At 71.6% G+C, this 19,166-nt stretch carries 16 protein-coding genes; 7 read left to right on the forward strand and 9 right to left on the reverse strand.

Annotated elements, in window-relative coordinates:
* From BN12_RS15860 to BN12_RS15870, 3 genes are all read left to right on the forward strand, one after another.
* A partial coding sequence (locus BN12_RS15860; protein WP_048553966.1) for a class I SAM-dependent methyltransferase occupies positions 1 to 617 on the forward strand: 617 nt, incomplete at its 5' end.
* Positions 618 to 1,127: 510 nt separating this feature from the next.
* Positions 1,128 to 2,348, forward strand: a complete 1,221-nt coding sequence (gene dinB / locus BN12_RS15865; protein WP_048553968.1) for a DNA polymerase IV — start codon at positions 1,128 to 1,130, stop codon at positions 2,346 to 2,348.
* Between the two features lie 220 nt (positions 2,349 to 2,568).
* On the forward strand, positions 2,569 to 2,997 hold the full coding sequence (locus tag BN12_RS15870) for a DUF3040 domain-containing protein (RefSeq protein WP_048553969.1): 429 nt from the start codon (positions 2,569 to 2,571) through the stop codon (positions 2,995 to 2,997).
* A gap of 171 nt (positions 2,998 to 3,168) precedes the next feature.
* On the opposite strand, the gene BN12_RS15875 is transcribed toward BN12_RS15870, so the two are convergent.
* Together BN12_RS15875 and BN12_RS15880 are read right to left on the reverse strand one after the other, a co-directional pair.
* Positions 3,169 to 3,696, reverse strand: a complete 528-nt coding sequence (locus BN12_RS15875; protein WP_048553971.1) for a DUF456 domain-containing protein — start codon at positions 3,694 to 3,696, stop codon at positions 3,169 to 3,171.
* Positions 3,696 to 3,917, reverse strand: coding sequence for a DUF7455 domain-containing protein (locus tag BN12_RS15880; RefSeq protein WP_048556487.1), 222 nt, complete (start codon positions 3,915 to 3,917; stop codon positions 3,696 to 3,698). The genes BN12_RS15875 and BN12_RS15880 overlap by 1 nt, the downstream gene beginning before the upstream one ends.
* Before the next feature lie 340 nt (positions 3,918 to 4,257).
* Here BN12_RS15880 and BN12_RS15885 point away from each other — a divergent pair, with 340 nt between their 5' ends.
* Positions 4,258 to 6,408 (forward strand): DNA gyrase/topoisomerase IV subunit B, encoded by a 2,151-nt coding sequence (locus BN12_RS15885; RefSeq protein ID WP_048556488.1) that lies wholly within the window; start codon positions 4,258 to 4,260, stop codon positions 6,406 to 6,408.
* A gap of 19 nt (positions 6,409 to 6,427) precedes the next feature.
* Here the strand turns inward: BN12_RS15885 and BN12_RS15890 are convergent, their stop codons facing one another.
* From BN12_RS15890 to BN12_RS15920, 7 genes are all read right to left on the reverse strand, one after another.
* A complete protein-coding gene (locus tag BN12_RS15890; RefSeq protein WP_048553973.1) occupies positions 6,428 to 7,456 on the reverse strand; it encodes a LacI family DNA-binding transcriptional regulator in 1,029 nt (342 codons plus the stop codon).
* Between the two features lie 12 nt (positions 7,457 to 7,468).
* Positions 7,469 to 7,630, reverse strand: a complete 162-nt coding sequence (locus BN12_RS15895; protein ID WP_200901234.1) for a hypothetical protein — start codon at positions 7,628 to 7,630, stop codon at positions 7,469 to 7,471.
* A 101-nt stretch (positions 7,631 to 7,731) separates the two neighbouring features.
* Entirely contained in the window at positions 7,732 to 8,640 is a 909-nt protein-coding gene (locus BN12_RS15900) for a carbohydrate ABC transporter permease (RefSeq protein ID WP_048553977.1), read from the reverse strand.
* Positions 8,637 to 9,710: a carbohydrate ABC transporter permease gene (locus tag BN12_RS15905; protein WP_083454699.1), complete on the reverse strand. Its 1,074-nt coding sequence runs from the start codon at positions 9,708 to 9,710 to the stop codon at positions 8,637 to 8,639. Before BN12_RS15905 ends, BN12_RS15900 begins: the two co-directional genes overlap by 4 nt.
* Before the next feature lie 115 nt (positions 9,711 to 9,825).
* A complete protein-coding gene (locus BN12_RS15910; RefSeq protein WP_048553979.1) occupies positions 9,826 to 11,112 on the reverse strand; it encodes an ABC transporter substrate-binding protein in 1,287 nt (428 codons plus the stop codon).
* Positions 11,113 to 11,363: 251 nt separating this feature from the next.
* Positions 11,364 to 13,811 carry a DNA gyrase/topoisomerase IV subunit A gene (locus tag BN12_RS15915; protein ID WP_048553981.1) on the reverse strand — a complete coding sequence of 816 codons (2,448 nt, stop codon included), beginning with the start codon at positions 13,809 to 13,811 and terminating at the stop codon, positions 11,364 to 11,366.
* Between the two features lie 37 nt (positions 13,812 to 13,848).
* Entirely contained in the window at positions 13,849 to 14,493 is a 645-nt protein-coding gene (locus BN12_RS15920) for a nitroreductase family protein (protein WP_048553983.1), read from the reverse strand.
* Positions 14,494 to 14,528: 35 nt separating this feature from the next.
* On the opposite strand from BN12_RS15920, the gene BN12_RS15925 reads away from it, so the two are divergent.
* The 3 genes from BN12_RS15925 (at position 14,529) to BN12_RS15935 (ending at position 19,050) form a co-directional block, all read left to right on the forward strand.
* Positions 14,529 to 17,204: a bifunctional acetate--CoA ligase family protein/GNAT family N-acetyltransferase gene (locus BN12_RS15925; protein ID WP_048553985.1), complete on the forward strand. Its 2,676-nt coding sequence runs from the start codon at positions 14,529 to 14,531 to the stop codon at positions 17,202 to 17,204.
* 68 nt (positions 17,205 to 17,272) lie between these two features.
* Positions 17,273 to 17,881 (forward strand): DUF5998 family protein, encoded by a 609-nt coding sequence (locus tag BN12_RS15930; protein ID WP_048553987.1) that lies wholly within the window; start codon positions 17,273 to 17,275, stop codon positions 17,879 to 17,881.
* A gap of 20 nt (positions 17,882 to 17,901) precedes the next feature.
* Positions 17,902 to 19,050 carry an alkaline phosphatase family protein gene (locus BN12_RS15935; RefSeq protein ID WP_048553989.1) on the forward strand — a complete coding sequence of 383 codons (1,149 nt, stop codon included), beginning with the start codon at positions 17,902 to 17,904 and terminating at the stop codon, positions 19,048 to 19,050.
* Positions 19,051 to 19,166: the final 116 nt, after the last annotated feature.

Genomic DNA, 19,166 nt, shown 5'->3' on the forward strand with positions numbered 1-19,166 from the left:
CCGTCCCCCTCGCCGAGGAGGGCCACGACGTCACCGTCGTCGACCCCAGTCCCGACGCCCTCGCCTCGCTGCGGCGCCGCGCCGAGGAGTCCGGGGTGTCGGAGCGGGTCACGGCGGTCCAGGGCGACGCCGACCACCTCGCCGACGCCGTCGGAGACTCCTGCGTCGATCTCGTCTGCTGTCACGGGATCCTCGAGGTCGTCGACGACCCCGACGTCGCCGTCGCGGCGATCTCGCGGGTCCTCGCACCGGGCGGGGTCGTCTCCGTCGTCGCCGCCCAGCGCCTCGCCACCGTCCTCGCCCATGCCCTCACCGGCCGGTTCGACCAGGCGAGGGCGGCCCTCGATGCGCCCGACGGGCGGTGGGGGCCGGGCGACCCGCTCGCCCGGCGGTTCGACCGTGACGAGCTCGTCGAGGTCCTCCAGGCCCACGACCTCGCCGTCACCGATGCGCACGGGGTCCGCATCGTCACCGACCTCGTCCCGTCGGCCTGCGTCGACTCCGAGGCCGAGCGACTCGAGCTGCTCGCCCTCGAGGACGCCATGGCCGCCCACCCCGATGCCGCCGTCCTCGGGCGGCTCGGTGCGGTCGTCCACGTCCTCGCCACGAGGGCCTGACCGGACCGGATGGGGTGGGATGTCTCCACCAGCGGGCGGGCGGGCTGTCGGCAGCGGGGTGGGTGCCAGTCCCGGATGGGGTGGGATGTCTCCACCGACGGACGGGCGGGCTGTCGGCAGCGGGGTGGATGCCAGTCCCGGATGGGATGGGATGTCTCCACCGACGGACGGGCGGGCTGTCGGCAGCGGGGCGGGTGCCAGTCCCGGATGGGGTGAGATGTCTCCACCGACGGGCGGGCGGGCTGTCGGCAGCGGGGTGGGCGCCAGTCCCGGATGGGGTGGGATGTCTCCACCGACGGGCGGGCTGTCGGCAGCGGGGCGGGTGCCAGTCCCCGATGGGGTGGGATGGCGCCACCCGCGGCGGCGGGTGGGTCTCCCTTGTCCGTGTTGCGCCGATCCCGCCGGATCGCGCCGGCTGCGCCAGCGCCCACCGCTCCAGTGCAGGGCGGTCCGCGCCATGACGCGGAGAACCCTGCACCGGAGCGGCCGGCGAGTCGGGGGTGGGCGGGAATGAGCCGGCGCCAGTTCGCCCTGCCGGGCCGGGACCGGCCGGATCCGCCCGACGACACCGGATGCACCATCCTCCACGTCGACATGGACGCCTTCTTCGCCTCGGCGTCCCTGCTCGCCCGCCCGGATCTTCGGGGGACCCCGGTCATCATCGGCGGCTCCGGCAACCGGGGCGTCGTCCTCTCGGCGACCTACGAGGCCCGCCGGTTCGGGGTCACCTCGGCCATGCCGATGGGACGGGCCCGGCGGCTGTGTCCGACGGCGACCGTGCTGCCGCCCGACCACCGGCTCTACAGCCGGATCTCCGACGCCGTCATGGCGACCCTCGGCACGTTCACCCCGGTCGTCGAGCCGCTGTCGGTCGACGAGGCGTTCCTCGACGTCGCCGGCGCGATCCGGCGGCTCGGCCCGCCGGCGGTCATCGCCCAGACGATCCGTGACACCGTCGCCGACGAGCAGGGCATCACCTGCTCCATCGGGGTCGCACCCACGAAGTTCGTCGCCAAGCTCGCCTCCAACCTCGCCAAGCCCGACGGCCTCGTCGTCGTCCCCGTCGACGAGGTCGTGACCTTCGTCCAGCAGCTGCCCGTCGCCGCGCTCTGGGGTGTCGGGGACAAGACCGAGGAGTCGCTCGTCCGGCTCGGCCTGCGCTCCGTCGCCGACATCGCCCACACTCCGCTGGAGACCCTCAAGCGGGCCCTCGGTGACGCGGCCGGCGAGCATCTCCATGCCCTGGCGTGGGGGAGGGACCCGCGCCGGGTCGAGACGGTCGTCCCGGAGAAGAGCATCGGGGCGGACGAGACGTTCGAGTACGACGTCGACGACCCCGCATACATCCATCGACGACTGCTGCGGCTGTCGGACAAGGTGGCCGCCCGGATGCGGGCGGCCGAGGTGATGGGGCGGACGGTGACGATCAAGGTGCGGTTCGCCGACTTCACGACGATCACCCGGTCCCGGACCCTGCGCGACCCGACGGACACCAGCCGGGTCGTCTACGACGCCGCCCGGGACCTGTTCGACCGGCTCGGCCTGGTGCGGGCGCGGATCCGCCTCGTCGGGGTCCGGGTGGAGAAGCTCCTCGACCTCGAGCGAGCCCCGGTCCAGGGCATGCTCGACGAGCCCGAGCACGGCTGGCGGGACGCCGACCGAGCGGTCGACCGGGCGAGCGCGCGGTTCGGTGCCGGAAGCATCCGGCCGGCCAGCCTGCTGGACCGCTAGACACGCCGACCGAGCAGGTCGGACGGGTCGGCACACCGCTCGGTCACGCGCCACCCGCGGCCGGCCCGTCATCCGCGCGGTGGTATGACCCCTCCACTACCGGACCGACCGACCGCGACATATCCTGGTGGGTAACAGACCACGTCAGGTCCACCGTCCGGGGTTCCGAACGACCTTGGCGTCGTCGAACGCAGAAGGACACCAAGGGTGGGAGGTTACCGTGCCGCTCTCTGACCGCGAGCAGCATCTGCTGGAGCAGATGGAGCAGGCGCTGTCCGCGGAGGACCCCAAGTTCGCCTCTCACATGCGCGGTGTCGGCGGGCTCGCCCAGCGCCGCCGCTACATCGTCGCCGCCGTCGGCTTCCTCGTGGGACTCGGCGTCGTCCTCGTCGGTGTCAACCTGTCGAACATGTGGGTCGGCGCCATCGGGTTCGTCGTCATGGTGGCCGCCGTCGTCCAGGCCGTCGCCCCGCCCCGCAAGCGCAAGAACCAGGTGCCCCTCGGGCCGGTGCGCCCCGACGGGTCGGTCGGGACGACGCACTCCCGTACCCGCAGTAAGGGGCGCGCGCCGAAGGCCCGTCCGAGCGGCACCTTCATGCAACGCCTCGAGCAGCGCTGGGACCGTCGGCGCGGCTCCGGCGGCTGGTGACCCGACGCACAGGTGTGCCCCACGCCCATCGCGTGACGCCTCCTGCCCCCTTGTGGGTGGGGCAACCAGCGTCCTGACGTCGGCTGCTCCACCCACACGAGCGCTCCACCTACTCGAGCGCAGGGGGCAGATCAGTGTCGTCGGCGGCTCGTGGCGCCTCACCCGGGCCCATCAGGTGGAGGAGCGCCACGTGGCGATGGCGGCGCCGCCCCAGACGAACGCGATGAGCAGACCCGCCGCGAGCTCGATCCCCATGCTCTGCAGGACGGCGACGAGCGCGTGCTTCGTCCGCCGCCAGGCCACGGCAGGGTCACGGTGCCGGAGCAGTTCGACGACCCAGATCGCGGCGACGAAGAACAACGGCAGGCCGACGACCGGCACGACGAAGAACCCGACGATGCCGGCGATCCCCGCGAGGACCAGGGTCCAGGTGGTCACCCCCTGGCGACGCAACCGCCGGCCGGGGACGAGAACCTGCGCCGTGAGCGCGGCGGCATAGAGCACCACGCACGCCGCGAGAACCGTCCACGCCAGCCCGCTCCGGACCATCAGGGCCCAGACGAGCACGCCCCCGACGGCGAGCAGCAGCCCCGGAAGCACCGGCACGACGATCCCCACGATGCCGACGGCGATCATCAGGGCGGGAAGCCAGTAGCTCACCGCCGGCGCCGCGCCCCCGTCCGCGAGGGCAGCGAGCATCAGCGCCCGACGTCGCTGAGCGGGGTCACCCGCTCGACGAGCCGATCGGACTCGTCATGGATCACCGCGTGGTCACGCAGCTTGTCCAGGTGCTGCCGCCCGTGGTGGGCGCAGAACAGCAGCTCCCCCCCACCGGTGAGGCGGGCGCGGATGTAGGCCTGTGCGCCGCAGCGGTCGCACCGGTCGGCGGCGGTCAGCTCGGGTGCCAACGTCGCGTTCACGTCTGCCTCCTTCACATCATGTCGATCGTTCGAACCTGTCCTCTGGTCAACAGTGAAGCACGAGGATTGCTTCCCACCGGGTACATCGACGACCTGTGGGATGAAATCGTGTCCTTCGCCGTGACCCGTCCACCGTATGCGAGGGCACCGACATCCCGCGAACGGGCCCGTGCCGCGGCCCTCGTCGTCGAAGGACCTCATCGCCGGACGGCAGCGCGACGAGCATCCGTGGTCGCCGCGTGGCCGCTCGGCCGGTGACGGACCCGGCGGCTACCCTGCATACGGCGCGCCCGAGCCGCGCCCCCGCACGACGAGCACCCACCCGCAAAGGACGAACCCGTTGGCCGCCGCCACCGCGAAGAAGACGGCGTCGAGCATCTCGGCGCAGGACTACACCGCCCACCACCTGCAGGTCCTCGAGGGCCTCGAGGCGGTCCGGAAGCGGCCCGGCATGTACATCGGATCGACCGACGGCCGCGGGCTCATGCACTGCCTGTGGGAGATCATCGACAATGCCGTCGACGAGGCGCTCGCCGGCGCCTGCGACCACATCGCGGTCGTCCTCATGGCCGACGGCTCGGTCGAGGTCCGTGACAACGGTCGCGGCATCCCCGTCGACATCGAGCCGAGGTCGGGGCTCACCGGCGTCGAGCTCGTCTACACCAAGCTGCACGCCGGCGGGAAGTTCGGCGGCGGCTCCTACACGGCCTCCGGCGGGCTCCACGGCGTCGGAGCGTCGGTCGTCAACGCCTTGTCGAGCCGGCTCGACGTCGAGGTCGACCGGGGCGGCCGGACGTATGCCATGAGCTTCCGCCGGGGGGAGCCCGGCGCCTTCTCCGACGCGGCCGGCGCCGAGGGGGCCAAGGACCCGGAGCACCCGTTCACGGCATACGACAAGGGCAGCGAGCTGCTCGTCGTCGGCAGGGTCAAGCGCGGGGTGACCGGCACGCGGGTGAGGTACTGGGCCGACCGGCAGATCTTCCTGGCGGACGCGGCGTTCGACTACGGCGGTCTCGTGAGCCGGGCCCGGCAGACCGCCTTCCTCGTCCCGGGGCTGACGATCGTCGTCCGCGACGAGCGCCGCCTCCCGGGGACGGCCGGCGAGGAGGGTCCGCACGAGGAGGTCTTCTCCTACGACGGCGGGATCAGCGAGTTCTGCGAGTTCCTCGCCCCCGACGCCCCGGTGACCGACGTGTGGCGGCTGCAGGGCGCCGGCACCTTCACCGAGATGGTGCCGGTCCTCGACCGCAACGGCCACATGGTGTCGACGGAGGTCGAGCGCGAGTGCGACGTCGACGTCGCCGTCCGGTGGGGGACCGGCTACGACACGAAGGTCGTCTCCTTCGTCAACATCATCGCGACACCGAAGGGCGGCACCCATATCGCGGGGTTCGAGCAGGCGCTGCTCAAGGTGTTCCGCAAGCAGCTGGAGCTCAACGCCCGCCGTCTCAAGGTCGGCAACGACAAGATCGACAAGGAGGACATCCTCGCCGGGCTGACCGCCGTCGTCACCGTGCGGCTCGCCGAGCCGCAGTTCGAGGGCCAGACCAAGGAGGTCCTCGGCACCTCGGCCGTCCGGACGATCGTGTCGCGGGTCGTCGAGCAGGAGCTCACGGCCCGGATGACGTCGACGAAGCGAGGCGACAAGGCCGAGCCGGCTGCCCTGCTCGACAAGCTCGTCGCCGAAATGAAGTCGCGGATCAGCGCGCGGCTGCACAAGGAGACCCAGCGCCGCAAGAACGCACTGGAGACCTCGACCCTGCCGGCCAAGCTCGTCGACTGCCGCAGCAACGACGTCGAGCGGTCCGAGCTGTTCATCGTCGAGGGCGACAGCGCCCTCGGCACGGCGAAGCTCGCCCGCTCGAGCGACTTCCAGGCCCTCCTGCCGATCCGCGGCAAGATCCTCAACGTCCAGAAGGCCTCGGTCGGCGACATGCTGAAGAACGCCGAGTGCGCGGCGATCATCCAGGTCATCGGGGCGGGGTCGGGCCGCACCTTCGACCTCGACGCCGCCCGCTACGGCAAGGTCGTCATCATGACCGACGCCGACGTCGACGGTGCCCACATCCGGACGCTGCTGCTCACCCTCTTCTTCCGCTACATGCGGCCGCTCGTCGAGGCCGGCCGGGTGTATGCCGCGGTGCCGCCGCTGCACCGGATCGAGGTGGTCAATGCCGGCTCGAAGAAGAACGAGCTCATCTACACCTACAGCGAGGGGGAGATGCGCCGGACGCTCGCCTCGCTGAGCAGGCGCAACCGCACCGTCAAGCAGCCGCTCCAGCGCTACAAGGGCCTCGGGGAGATGGATGCCGACCAGCTCGCCGAGACGACGATGGATCCGCGGCACCGGACCCTGCGCAAGGTGACCCTGTCCGACGGGGAGGCCGCCGAGCGGGTCTTCGAGCTGCTCATGGGCAACGACGTCGCCCCCCGCAAGGACTTCATCGTCGAGTCCGGCGCCGAGCTCGACCGCGAGCGCATCGACGCGTGACCGCCGGGCGGGGGCGTCCTCACCCCGCGGAGGAGGCCGGACCCGCAGAGGTCGCCGGTCCCGTCGAGCCCCGGATGACCAGCTGGGTCGGCATGATGACGACGGCGTCCGCCGGCTCGTCGTCGAGGAGGGCGAGGAGCATCGTCGCCGCCGTGGCGCCCTGGGCCGAGACGTTCTGCCGCACCGTGGTGAGGTCCATGACGCCGGCGAGGTAGAAGTCGTCGATGCCGACGACCGAGAGGCGCTCCGGGACGGGTATGCCACGCCGCCGGGCCGCCTGGAGGACGCCGACGGCCATCTCGTCGGAGGCCGCGACGACGGCGGTCGGCGGGTCGCGCTGGGCGAGCACCCGATCGATGTCGCGGGCGGCCGCGTCGGCCGTCCAGTCCGAGCCGACGGTCCAGTCGGGCCGGTACTCCAGGCCGTGCGCGTCCAGCGTCGCCCGGAAGCTGTCGAGCCGGTACTGGGGAACCTGCGCGAGGGCGACATTCGGACTCACGACGCCGACGTAGGCGATCCGGGTGTGCCCGAGGCCGATGACGTGCTGGGTCGCGACGCGTGCCGCGGCGGCGTCGTCGATGCGCACGATGGGTCGCCCCGGGACGAGGGTGCCGATGCTGACGTGCGGCAGGCGCAGGCGGTCCAGGAGCGCCATCTCCGCGGGGGTGAAGGGGACGTTGAGGCTGATGAGTCCGTCGACCCGCTTCCACAGCATCGTCCGGGTCAGCTCCCGGCGTCGGTCGAACCGGTCGTCCTCGAGGTCGAAGAGGAGGACGTGGTGGTCCTGGGCGCGAAGGGTGCGGTCGATCGCGCTCACGAGGGTGGAGAAGAACCACCGCGTGAGGAAGGGGGCGACGACGGCGACGACCCGGGTGCGCCCGGAGACGAGGGAGGTCGCCGTGGGGGAGGCGACGAAGTTGAGCTCCTCCGCGGCCCGACGGACCCGCTCCCGGGTCTCCGGGCTCACCCGGTCCAGCCCCCGCAGGGCCCGGGACACGGTGGCCACCGACACGCCCGCAGCCTTGGCCACGTCGGTGATGGTGCTCATGGGGGCATCACCTCATAGATCGAGCCGACGGCGTGCCCGCCAGGTGATCCCGAGACACACCACGAGGAGAAGGAGGACGAGGGCCGAGAGGACCGCCGGTCGGCCCGTGACCTCGAGGACGACGGTCTGGATGGCCGCCATGAGCGTGAAGAACCCGAGGATCCCGAGGAGCATGTCGAGACGAGCAGCCCGGGCCCGGGCGCGAGGCTTCCTCGCACCCGCGCCCGGGCTCGTCCCCCTCATCGTCGATGGCGAGCCGTCGGCAGCCGGCCGACTCACCCCTTCACGCCGCCGGCGGTCAGGCCGGAGACGATCCACCGCTGGAAGACGAGCACCATGATGATGAGCGGCACGGTGACGATGGTCCCCGCCGCCATGATGGCGGTGTACGGCTCCTGGTGCGGCTGGGCTCCGGTGAAGCTCGCGATGGCGACGGTCACGGTCTGCGTGTACTTCGTCGAGAACTGCGAGGCGAGGAGGAACTCGTTCCACGAGGCGATGAAGACGAGGATCGCCGTCGTGAAGAGACCGGGCGCCGCCAGCGGCAGCATGATCTTCCGGAACGCCTGCCCGGGCGTGCACCCGTCGATCCGGGCCGACTCCTCCAGCTCCCACGGCATCTCCGCGAGGAACGCCGTCAACGTATAGATGGTGAGCGGCAGGGCGAAGGAGATGTACGGAATGATGAGCGCCTGGTAGTTCACGCCCTGCAGCCAGCCGAGGTTGGAGAACAGCTGGAACAGCGGGGTGACGAGCGCGACGCCGGGGAACATCGAGGACCCGAGGATGACCCCGAGGATGATGAACTTGCCCGGGAAGTTGAGCCGGGACATGGCGTAGGCGGCGAAGACGCCGACGAGCATGGCGACGGCCGTCGTGACGATTCCGATGACGATGCTGTGCCAGAGCGCCGCCCCGAAGTGGTTGCCGCGGCTCGTGTCGAACGCCGTGCGGAAGTTGTCGAGCGTGACGTGGGTCGGCCACGGCGACGTGTCGAAGGTGTAGCCGACGTCGCGGAAGGCGGTGACGACCATCCAGTAGGCCGGGGCGAGGCCCCAGACGACGATGACGGCGAGCCCGACGTACAGCCGGATCTGGCCCCACCGGTTGCGGTCATGGTGGATCTCCTGCCCCGTCGTCTCGGCGGCGGGTGCCGACGAGGTCGGCGCGGTCGTGGCGCTCATGCTCCGCCACCTCCCATCGAGGTGTTGGACACCATCGCGGCGGCGGTGGTGGCCTGGGTGGTGTCGTCGTCCCCCTTGCCCTTCTTCTTGCTGCCCGGGGGACGTTGGATGACTTCGGCGCCGCCGAACTGGATGAACAGCCAGGCGACGATGGCGATGATGATGAAGACGATCGTCGACAGGGCGGCCGCACTGTGGAATCCGGCTCGGATCTGCTTGATGACGAGCATCGACAGCGAGGTCGTGCCGCCGGCGCCGCCGGTGAGGATCGCCGGCAGGTCGTAGATCCGCAGCACGTCGAGCGTCCGGAAGAGGACGGCGACCATGAGCGGCACCTTGACGAGCGGAAGGGTGATCTTCGTGAAGGTCTGCCAGCGGCTCGCGCCGTCGATCTGGGAGGCTTCGTAGACGTCGGAAGGGATGAGCTGGAGACCGGCGAGGATGAGCAGCGCCATGAACGGCGTCGTCTTCCACACGTCGGCGATGATGATGGCGAACTTCGCCGGCCACGGGTCGCTCGTCCACAGGAGTGGGTCGATGCCGACGAGGCCGAGCAGGTGGTTGGCGATGCCGTCGTAGGCGAGGATGAAGTAGAAGAGCTTCGCCGTGACGGCCGTCGGGATGGCCCACGGGATGAGGATCGCGGCGCGGACCAGGGCCCGGCCCTTGAAGTCCTTGTTCATGATGATGGCGAACCACATGCCGAGGATGATCTCGATGGTCACGCTGACGACGGTGAAGAAGATCGTCACCCAGAAGGCCGAATAGAACTGCGAGCCGAGCGTGCCCGGCGGACACGAGGTCTCGCCGCACCGCTGGAGCAGCCAGTGGGTGTAGTTGCTGAACCCGGCGCTGCCGCCCTCGACGAACAGGCCGGTCGCCTTGTCCAGGCCGGCGTCCTTCTGGAAGGACAGGACGATCGCCCAGACGAGCGGGTAGATGATGATGACGGTGAGGAATACGAGGGTGGGGACCACGAGCAGAAGCCCGAGGCGGCCCTGTCCGGCGTTGAGGCTCTTGCGGAGCTTCGGTGGTTTGGTCTGTGGCGCCCCTTGAGCGACTGCGCTCATGTGCTGTCTCCTGACCCGACGGGGGATGGTGAGGGTTGGCCCTGGGTAGGGGCGGCGGAAGCCACCCCTACCCAGGGCGTCGCGGCGTGGGCTGGCCCCGGTGCCGCGGCGTGGATCAGCTGCCGGAGATCGCGGCCGTCAGGGCTGCCTGCATGTTCTTCAGCGCCTGGTCCGGAGCCGTGGCCAGGGAGATCGCGGCATACGAGTTGTCCTGGATGGCCGTCGTGACCGCCGGGTAGAACGGCGTGACCGGACGCGGCACCGCGCTCTGGATCGACTTGAGCAGTGTCGGCAGGTAGGGGTAGGTCTTGACGAGGCTCGCGTCGCTGTACAGCGACTCACGGGTCGGGGCGAGGGAGCCCTTCTCCATGTTGAACTTCTGCTGCTCCTCGCTCGTGAGGAACTTCAGGAAGTCGAGCGCGGTCGCCTTGTGCTTCGAGTAGGCGCTGATCGCCGCACTGTGACCGCCGAGCGAGGACGTGCCCGGGTTGCCCGCGGTGGCACCCGGCAGCGGCGCGACGGCGAACTTCGTCTTGACCTTCGACGAGGCGTCGGTCAGCGCGAGGTTGTAGACGTAGGGCCAGTTGCGCAGGAAGAGCAGCTTGCCCGCCTCGAAGGACTGGCGGCCCTGCTCCTCCTGGTAGGTCAGCGCCTGCTTGGGGATGTAGCCCTGCTTGAACCCGTCGACGAGGGCGGTCAGGCCCTTGAGGGACTCGGGCGAGTCGACGACCGGCTTGCCGCTGTCGTCGACGACCTTGCCGCCGAAGGTGTTCATCCACTCCGTCGCGTTGACGGTGAGGCCCTCGTACTTCGCGAACTGGCCCGCGTAGCAGTCCATGTTGTTCTTCTTCGCGATGGCGCAGTCCTTCCACATGTCGTCGATCGTCGTCGGCGGCGTGGGGACGAGGTCCTTGCGGTAGTAGAGGATCCCGCCGTCGGAGGAGACGGGCGCGGCGAACAGGGTGTTGTTGTACGTCGCGGCCTTGACCGTCGCCGGGAGGTAGCCGGTCGTGTCGAGAGCCATGTCGCCCTTGAGCGGCGTGAGCCAGCCCTTCGCAGCGAACTCGGCCGTCCACACGACGTCGACGGACACGACGTCGTAGGCGTCGCTCTTGGCCTGGAAGTTCTGGACGAGGTCGTCGTGCTGCTGGTCGGCCTGGTCGGACTGCTCCTTGGCGGTCACCTTCTCGTTGGGGTGGGCCTTGTTCCACGCGGCGACCGTCGGGGCGAGGATGTCGCTGTTGTCCTTGCCCTGGACGTAGGTGATGGGCCCACGGGAGTTGTCCGCGCTGGTGTCGGAGGAGCTGGAGTTGCTCCCACTGCTGCAGGCGGCCGCCATGAGCGACAGGGTCGCTGCGCCGGCCAGCAGCGTCAGGGTCCGACGCTTTGAGTAGAGGGCCATGTAGTGCCCGCCTCCATTCGCTTGGTCGCGTCGAGGCGAGCGCCTCGACGGTGAGGGAAACAGGTCCCAAGGTAAAAGCGTTTACACACCAGGCGCAACGGTGACGTCCCCCCGATGCGGTAACGATTACATAACGCGGTGTCCCTGTGCCGAGCACGAGGTCCAGCCATCGTCCAGACCGCGTCCGGCCGACCCCCAGGAAACCGAGATATCGGACCGTCGGTGGCGTCGGCGCCGAGGCGAGCGTCCGGTCAGCCGACGGGGGAGCCGATGCCGGCGATGACCGTCGCCGCGGGGGTGCCCGACCCGTCGCGCCGGTCGTCCGGGGCGGGCAGCTCGACGGCCCCGCCGCCCGGGGCGTTGGCACGGGCCGGGCCGGCCCCCACCCAGGCGAGGACGAGGGTGTCCTCGCCTCGGAGGAACCGGTGAGCGCGGACGCCCCCCGTGCCCCGGCCCTTGGCGGGGTAGGCGGCATACGGGGTGACCTTGAGGGAGCCGGGCTGCGTGCCGGGGAGGGCGTCGGCGGAGCCGCTCGAGGTGACGACGAGGTTGTCGGCCGCCGGGTCGACGGCCCCGAAGAAGACCGCGCGCCGGCCGGACCCGAGACGGATGCCCGCCATCCCGCCGGCGGCCCGGCCCTGGGGGCGCACCGCGGCGGCCGGGAAGCGCAGCAGCTGGGCATCGCTCGTGACGAAGACGAGGTCGTCACCCTCCGCCCGGACCTGCGCGGCACCGACGACGACGTCGCCGTCCTTGAGGGCGATGACCTCGAAGGAGTCGCGGGACGGGTAGTCGGGGGTCACCCGCTTGACGACGCCGGTGGCCGTGCCGAGGGCGAGGCCCGGCCCCGTGGGGTCGAGGGAGACGATCGTGAGCGGCTGCTCCTCGCGCCCGAGGTCGACGTATGCCGCGAGCGGCGCCCCGCCGGCCAGGCTCGGCGACCCGGCGGTCGGCGGCAGGGTGGGCAGGTCGAGCGCGGACAGTCGCACGATCCGGCCGAGGCTCGTCACGAGGCCGTAGTCGCCCCTCACCGACGTGGCGACCGCGCCGACGATGCCGTCGTGGCGGGCCCGCGGTCCGTCGGCGGGCAGCGGATCGGCCGACGTCGTCCGGGCGAGGAGGCCGCCGGCCGACAGCAGCACCCAGCACGGGTCGTCGGTGACCTCGAGGGGAGTGGCGGCCGAGACAGGGTTCCCGGCCGACTCCAGCAGGACGGTCCTCCGGGGGGTGCCGTGCGCCTTGGCGACGTCGGCGAGCTCGCCGCTCACCGTCCTCCGCAGGAGCCGCTCGTCGTCGAGGACGGCCCGCAGCGCTTCGATGTCGCGCTGGAGGTCGTCGCGCTCCTTCTCCAGCTCGATGCGGGAGAACTTCGTCAGCCGCCGCAGCCGCAGGTCGAGGATGTAGGTCGCCTGTGCCTCCGACAGGTCGAAGACGTCCATGAGCCGCGTCCTGGCGGTCGCGTCGTCGTCGGAGGAGCGGATGAGCTGGATCACCTCGTCGATGTCGATGATCGCGATGATGAGGCCCTCGACGAGATGGAGCCGCGCCTCCCGGCGGGCCAGCCGGTGCGCCGTCCGCCGGCGGACGACCTCGATCCGGAAGTCGACGTAGACCTGGAGCAGCTCCTTCAGGCCCATCGTCCGGGGCTGCCCGTCGACGAGGGCGACGTTGTTGATGCCGAACGAGGTCTCCATCGGCGTCAGCTTGTAGAGCTGCTCGAGGATCGCCTCGGGGTTGAAGCCGTTCTTCACCTCGATGACGAGCCGCAGGCCGTGGGTGCGGTCGGTGAGGTCCTTGATGTCGCTGATGCCTTGCAGGCGTTTGGCCTGGACGTGCTCCTTGACCTTCTCGACGACCTTCTCCGGACCGATGAGGTAGGGCAGCTCGGTGACGACGATGCCCTTGCGCCGCGGCGTGACGCTCTCGATCCGCACCGTCGCCCGGGTCCGGAAGGTCCCCCGACCGGTGAGGTAGGCGTCGCGGATGCCGTCGAGGCCGACGATCCGCCCACCCTGGGGCAGGTCGGGGCCGGGGACGAACTTCATGAGGTCGTCGAGGGAGCACGTCGGGTGGTCGATGAGGTGGCGGGCGGCGCCGACGACCTCGACGAGGTTGTGCGGCGCCATGTTCGTCGCCATGCCGACGGCGATGCCCGACGTGCCGTTGACGAGGAGGTTGGGGTAGGCGGCCGGCAGGACGGAGGGCTGCTCGTGCTGGTCGTCGTAGGTGGGGACGAAGTCGACGGTGTCCTCGTCGAGGGAGCCGACCATGACCATGGCCGCGCTCGCCATCCGGGCCTCGGTGTAGCGGCTCGCCGCGGGGCCGTCGTCGAGGGAGCCGAAGTTCCCGTGACCGTCGACGAGCGGAAGCCGCATGGTGAACGGCTGGGCCATCCGGACGATCGCCTCGTAGATCGCGCTGTCCCCGTGCGGGTGGTACTTGCCCATCACCTCGCCGACGACCCGGCTGGACTTCACATGGCCGCGGTCGGGTCGCAGGCCCATCTCCGACATCGCATACAGGATCCGGCGCTGGACCGGCTTGAGCCCGTCACGGGCGTCGGGCAGGGCCCGGGAGTGGATGACGGAGTAGGAGTACTCGAGGTAGGCGTTCTGCATCTCCTCGACGACGTCGATGTCGACGATGGTCCCGTCGCCGTCGAAGGCCTCGGCGTCCGGGGTGGTCGTGCGGCGGGCCATGGGGGTGGGGCATCCTCACGTCGGGCGGTAGGGCTGGTCAGCCGCCCATTGTCGCCGACGGACCCGAACCGACCTCACCCGGCGCGCCGAACCGGCCCCGGTGGAGCACCTCGTCGAGCGGACGGCGGCCCCGCCGCAGCGAGGGGCTCTTCGGGTGGGGCGCCTCGGTGCCGAGGGCGACGACGCCGACGACCCTCCTGCTCTCCGGTATGCCGAACCTCGCCCGCACCTGCCCGTGCGCCTCGACGGGCACGCCGAAGAAGAGGGCGCCGAGCCCGAGGTCGACGGCCCGCAGGAGCATGATCATCGCCCCCATCGCGACGTCGGTGTCCCAGTAGGGGACCGGCCAGTGCTCCGTCGACCGGTCGGCCCACCCCTTGTCGGGCTCGGCATACCGGTCGAGGTATGCCGCCGGGTGGGACAGGCACAGGACGAGCGCCGGGGCGGTCATGAGGCCCTCGAGCCACCCGTCGGGCTCCTCGGCGTCGGCCGTCGCGGCCCAGAAGGCATCGGTCTCCTCCCTCCCGAGGAGGGCGAGATAGTCCCAGCCCTGGCTGAAGCCGGCGCTCGGAGCCCGGGTCGCGAGGTCGACGAGGTCGCGCACGACCTCCTCCGGGACGGGGACCCCCGGGTCGAACCGTCGCACCATGTGCCGTCGGCGAATCGCGTCGCGTACCTCCATGCCCAGAGTCTCCCCGACGTGAGACGCTTGCCGCCATGGCCGCCGAGAACCCGCTGGGCTACCCGGTCGAGTGGGAGGCGGACGTCGTCCTGCGCGACGGGAGCGTCGCCCACGTGCGACCCATCAGGCCCGACGACGCCGAGGGTCTGCAGGCCTTCCACCGCGGGCAGTCCGACGAGTCGATCTACCTGCGCTTCTTCGCCCCGCTGCGGGAGCTGTCCGACCGCGACGTCTTCCGGTTCACCCACGTCGACTACGACCGTCGCGTCGCCCTCGTCGTCACCCGGCGCGACGAGATCATCGGCGTCGGACGCTACGACGCCATCGACGGGACGACGGCCGAGGTGGCCTTCAACATCAGCGACCACTTCCAGGGCCGGGGGATCGGGTCGGTGCTCCTGGAGCACCTCGCCGCCATCGCCCAGGAGCGGGGGATCCGGCGGTTCGTCGCCGAGGTGCTGCCCCAGAACCACAAGATGCTCACCGTCTTCACCGAGGCCGGCTACGACGTGACGCGCCACATCGAGGACGGCATCGTCGTCGTCGGGTTCGACATCTCGCCGACGGACCGGTCGGAGGCGGTGCGAGCGGCCCGCGAGCACCGCGCCGAGGCCGTGAGCATGAACTCCATCGTCTATCCCCGCAGCATCGCCGTCGTCGGCGTGAGCCGGCGCGAGGAGTCGGTCGGGCGGCGGATCCTCGCCAACATCGACGCGGGCGGCTACACGGGCCTCGTCCACGTCGTGAACCTCGAGGCCGACGAGATCCTCGGCCGCCCGGTCCACGCCCGGGTCAGCGACATCCCCGAGGAGGTCGACCTCGCCATCGTCGCGGTCCCCGCCTCGGAGGTCCTCGACGTCGTCGACGACTGCGCCGTCAAGGGAGTGCAGTCCCTCCTCGTCGTGAGCGCCGGGTTCGCCGAGACGGGCGAGGACGGGGCGCGGCTGCAGCGGGCCCTGCTCCACCGGGCCCGTCGGGCCGGTATGCGGGTCGTCGGGCCGAACTCCTTCGGCATCATCAACACCGACCCGGAGCTGTCCCTCGACGCCACCCTGTCGCGAGAGGTCCCCCCGGCCGGCGGGCTGTCCCTCTTCTCCCAGTCCGGCGCCCTCGGCATCGCCGTCCTCGCCTCGGCCGCCCGGCGCAACCTCGGCGTCGCCGTCTTCGCCTCCGCGGGAAACCGGGTCGACGTGTCGGGCAACGACTTCATGCAGTACTGGGTCGACGACCCGCGCACCGACGCCGTCGGCCTCTACCTGGAGTCGATGGGCAACCCCCGCAAGTTCTCCCGGATCGCCCGCAACCTCGCGGCGACCAAGCCGGTCATCGTCGTCAAGTCCGGCATCTCGGCATTCGGTATGCCACCGGGGCACGAGGCGCGCGTCACCAGGAGCAGCCCACGGGCCTTCGAGGCCCTCCTGCGCCAGGCCGGCGTCATCCGGGTCGGCACGATCCACGAGCTGTTCGACGTCGCCCAGCTCGTCGTCCACCAGCCGCTTCCGACCGGCAACCGGGTCGCCATCGTCGGCAACTCCGCGGGCCTGGACCAGCTCAGCGCGCAGGGCTGCGTGGCCGCCGGGCTGCTCGTGACCCACGGGCCCGTCAGCCTTGCGCCCGACGCCTCCATCGAGGACTTCCAGGCGGCGGTCGCGGCGGCCTACGCGGACCCGGCCGTCGACAGCGTCCTCGCGTCCTTCGTCCCCCCGCTGCGGGAGATCGACGAGGCCGTCGTCGACCTCGTCCGCGATGCGGGGGCCGAGACCGACAAGCCGTGCGTCGCCGTCTTCCTCGGGATGCGGGGGGTCGACGGGGGCACCCGCGTCCTCGGGGCGCGGGAGTCGGCCCTCTCCGAGCCCGGTCGCTCCCTCCCCGTCTACTCCATGCCCGAGGACGCCGTGCGAGCCCTCGCCGCCGCCACCCGATACGGCGAGTGGCGGGCCAAGGACAAGGGACGCCCGTTCGCGCTCATCGGGGTCGACCGGGACTCCGCCGAGAAGATCGTCCACCGGGCCCTCCACGACAGGCCGGAGGGCGCGACCCTCGGCGAGGAGGAGACGGCGACCCTCCTCGCGGCATACGGCATCCGCCTGTGGCGGCGGCTCACCGTGTCCACCGCGGACGAGGCGGTCGCGGCGGCCGACTCGATCGGCTACCCCGTCATCCTCAAGACGACCTCCCAGACCGTCCGCAACCAGAACGCCGTGGCCGGCATCCGGCTCGACCTCGAGGACGCCGCCGCCGTCCGGGTCGCCTTCGCCTCGCTCCGCGAGCGCCTGGACCGCACCGCCTCGAGCACGCTCGTCGTCCAGGGGATGGCACCGTCGGGCGTCTCGTGCGTCGTCGGCACGACCGAGGACCCGCTCTTCGGCCCTGTCGTCTCCTTCGCCGTGGCCGGCGCCCCCGCGGAGCTTCTCGACGACGTCGGCTACCGCGTGCCGCCGCTCACCGACGTGGACATCGAGGAGCTCCTCGACTCGGTCGCCGCGGCACCCCTGCTCCAGGGCTTCCGGGGCGCGGAGCCGGTCGACCGGGAGGCGCTCGCCGACCTCGTCGGCCGGCTCTCGGTCCTCGCCGACCAGATCCCGGAGGTCGCCTCGCTCGAGCTCAACCCCGTCGTCGCCCACGCCGGTGGGGTCGAGGTCCTCGGGGCCGGATGCCGGCTGCGGGCCGTCGGACGGCGGCCCGACCCCGGTCGGCGGGTCCTCGAGTGAGCGGGCGCCGACGCCCCCGAGGGATGCCGTGGGCCGACCGGCAGGAACCACTGGGGCACAATGGCGGGATGGAGCAAGCGCACCCGTCCGCCGAGCTGGTCCTGCCGGAGGATCTCACCGAGGCCATCACGAGGGCGGGCTACTACCCGGCGCTCGTCTGCGACGTCGTGGCCGCCGCCGTCGGGCCGGAGCCGATCCGCTCCCATCTCGTCCACCAGGAGACGACGTTCGACCACGACGTCATCCGTCGGCACATCACCGTCCTCGTGCTGACCGCCACCCGCCTGGTCGTCGCGCACGCCGACGACCACCCCGACGAGGAGCCCGTCGCCGGCCAGCAGGTCCAGGAGGTGGCCACGGCGACGACCGAGAGCATTCCGCTCTCGACGGTCCGCGGGGTCATGCTGACCCACGTCGTCGCCGACCCGCAGCGCTACCGGCCGGGCAGCCTGGGCCGCGAGGTGACGCTCACGCTCGGGTGGGGCGCCGTGTCCCGCGTCGACCTCGTCCCGGCGACGTGCGGCGACCCCTCGTGCGAGGCCGACCACGGGTTCGAGGGCACGATCGCCGCCGACGACATCGCCTTGCGGATCAGTGCCGAGGCGGACGGGCAGCGGGCCTTCGTCCGGGCCGTCGAGTTCGCCCGCGAGCTGTCCGCGAGCATCGGCGACCGCTGAGCGCGCCGGTGCGGGGGCCCATGGAGCCGCTCTACGGGGGCGGGGCGCTCGACAGTCTCCTCACGACCGTCGCGACGAGCCTCGGAGTGCCCGGTATGCCGGTGCCCGGCGCGCATTCCCTCGTCCCCGCCGCGGCGCAGCGACCGGCCCGCCGGGCCGTCGTCGTCCTCGTCGACGGGCTCGGCTACGAGCTGCTGCGGACCCGCAGCGGTCACGCGCCGTTCCTCCGGTCCCTCCTGCCCTCCGCCGCCCGGATCACGGCCGGGTTCCCGTCGACGACGGCGACCTCGATGGCGACGTTCGGGACGGGTGAGGCGCCGGGGGTCCACGGCATGGTGGGCTACGAGGTCCTCATCCCGGAGGCGGACCGGCTACTCAACGAGCTGTCCTGGGAGGACGGCCCGGTCCCGGAGGTGTGGCAGCCCGTCGAGACGGTCTTCCAGCGGGCCGAGTCCGCCGGCGTCGCGGTGACCCGGGTCGGCCCCGCATACTTCGACGGCTCGGGCCTGACCCGGGCCGCCCTGCGCGGCGGACGGTTCGCGGCCGCGGAGTCGCTCGAGGCGCGCGTCGACACGACGCTCGCCGCTCTGCGGGCCGCGCCGCACGCCCTCGTCTACCTCTACTGGGGCGACGTCGACAAGGTCGGCCACGTCCACGGCTGCTCGTCGTGGGAGTGGGGCGAGGAGGTCGCCTCCGTCGACGCCGCCCTGCGCCGGCTCGTCGCGTCCGTCCCGCCCGACACCGCCGTCCACGTCACCGCCGACCACGGGATGGTCGACGTGCCGCACGCCCTCCGGGTCGACATCGCGCACGACCCGACGCTCGCGGCCGGCATCCGCCATCTCACCGCCGAGTTCAGGGCGCCGCACGTCTACTGCGAGCCCGGTGCCGTGGAGGACGTCCACGCGACCTGGACCGCCGTCCTCGGGGAGCGGGCCACCGTCCTGCGCCGGGAGGAGGCCGTCGCCGCGGGATGGTTCGGCCCCGTCCGGCCCGAGAACCTGCCCCGGATCGGCGACCTCGTCGTCGCGATGCACGACACCTTCGCCGTCGTCGACTCACGGACGGCCCGCCCGGAGCTGCTGGCCCTCCACGGCCTGCACGGCTCGCTCACCGAGGCCGAGATGGCGGTGCCCTGGTTCGTCGTGCCGGCCCGGATCGAGTCCTGAGGGCCGTGCGCGTGCGGGGCGACCGGCTCAGTCGTCCTTGCTGCCCGGGGCGCCGCGGGCGCCGAACATCACGTCGTCCCAGCGCGGGACGCTCGTCCGGCCGCCCCGGCGCCGCG

This window comes from Nostocoides japonicum T1-X7 (assembly GCF_001046855.1).
GTDB lineage: Bacteria > Actinomycetota > Actinomycetes > Actinomycetales > Dermatophilaceae > Nostocoides > Nostocoides japonicum.

What these genes read in the sequence shown, in the direction of transcription:
- BN12_RS15915 (WP_048553981.1), bottom strand. Translation starts at nt 13,811, where the DNA reads ATGGCCCGCCGCACGACCACCCCGGACGCCGAGGCCTTCGACGGCGAC.
- BN12_RS15890 (WP_048553973.1), bottom strand. Translation starts at nt 7,456, where the DNA reads ATGAGCACCATCACCGACGTGGCCAAGGCTGCGGGCGTGTCGGTGGCC.
- BN12_RS15875 (WP_048553971.1), bottom strand. Translation starts at nt 3,696, where the DNA reads ATGCTCGCTGCCCTCGCGGACGGGGGCGCGGCGCCGGCGGTGAGCTAC.
- dinB (WP_048553968.1), top strand. Translation starts at nt 1,128, where the DNA reads ATGAGCCGGCGCCAGTTCGCCCTGCCGGGCCGGGACCGGCCGGATCCG.
- BN12_RS15910 (WP_048553979.1), bottom strand. Translation starts at nt 11,112, where the DNA reads ATGGCCCTCTACTCAAAGCGTCGGACCCTGACGCTGCTGGCCGGCGCA.
- BN12_RS15930 (WP_048553987.1), top strand. Translation starts at nt 17,273, where the DNA reads ATGGAGCAAGCGCACCCGTCCGCCGAGCTGGTCCTGCCGGAGGATCTC.
- BN12_RS15895 (WP_200901234.1), bottom strand. Translation starts at nt 7,630, where the DNA reads ATGCTCCTCGGGATCCTCGGGTTCTTCACGCTCATGGCGGCCATCCAG.
- BN12_RS15935 (WP_048553989.1), top strand. Translation starts at nt 17,902, where the DNA reads ATGGAGCCGCTCTACGGGGGCGGGGCGCTCGACAGTCTCCTCACGACC.
- BN12_RS15925 (WP_048553985.1), top strand. Translation starts at nt 14,529, where the DNA reads ATGGCCGCCGAGAACCCGCTGGGCTACCCGGTCGAGTGGGAGGCGGAC.
- BN12_RS15900 (WP_048553977.1), bottom strand. Translation starts at nt 8,640, where the DNA reads ATGAGCGCCACGACCGCGCCGACCTCGTCGGCACCCGCCGCCGAGACG.
- BN12_RS15905 (WP_083454699.1), bottom strand. Translation starts at nt 9,710, where the DNA reads ATGAGCGCAGTCGCTCAAGGGGCGCCACAGACCAAACCACCGAAGCTC.
- BN12_RS15920 (WP_048553983.1), bottom strand. Translation starts at nt 14,493, where the DNA reads ATGGAGGTACGCGACGCGATTCGCCGACGGCACATGGTGCGACGGTTC.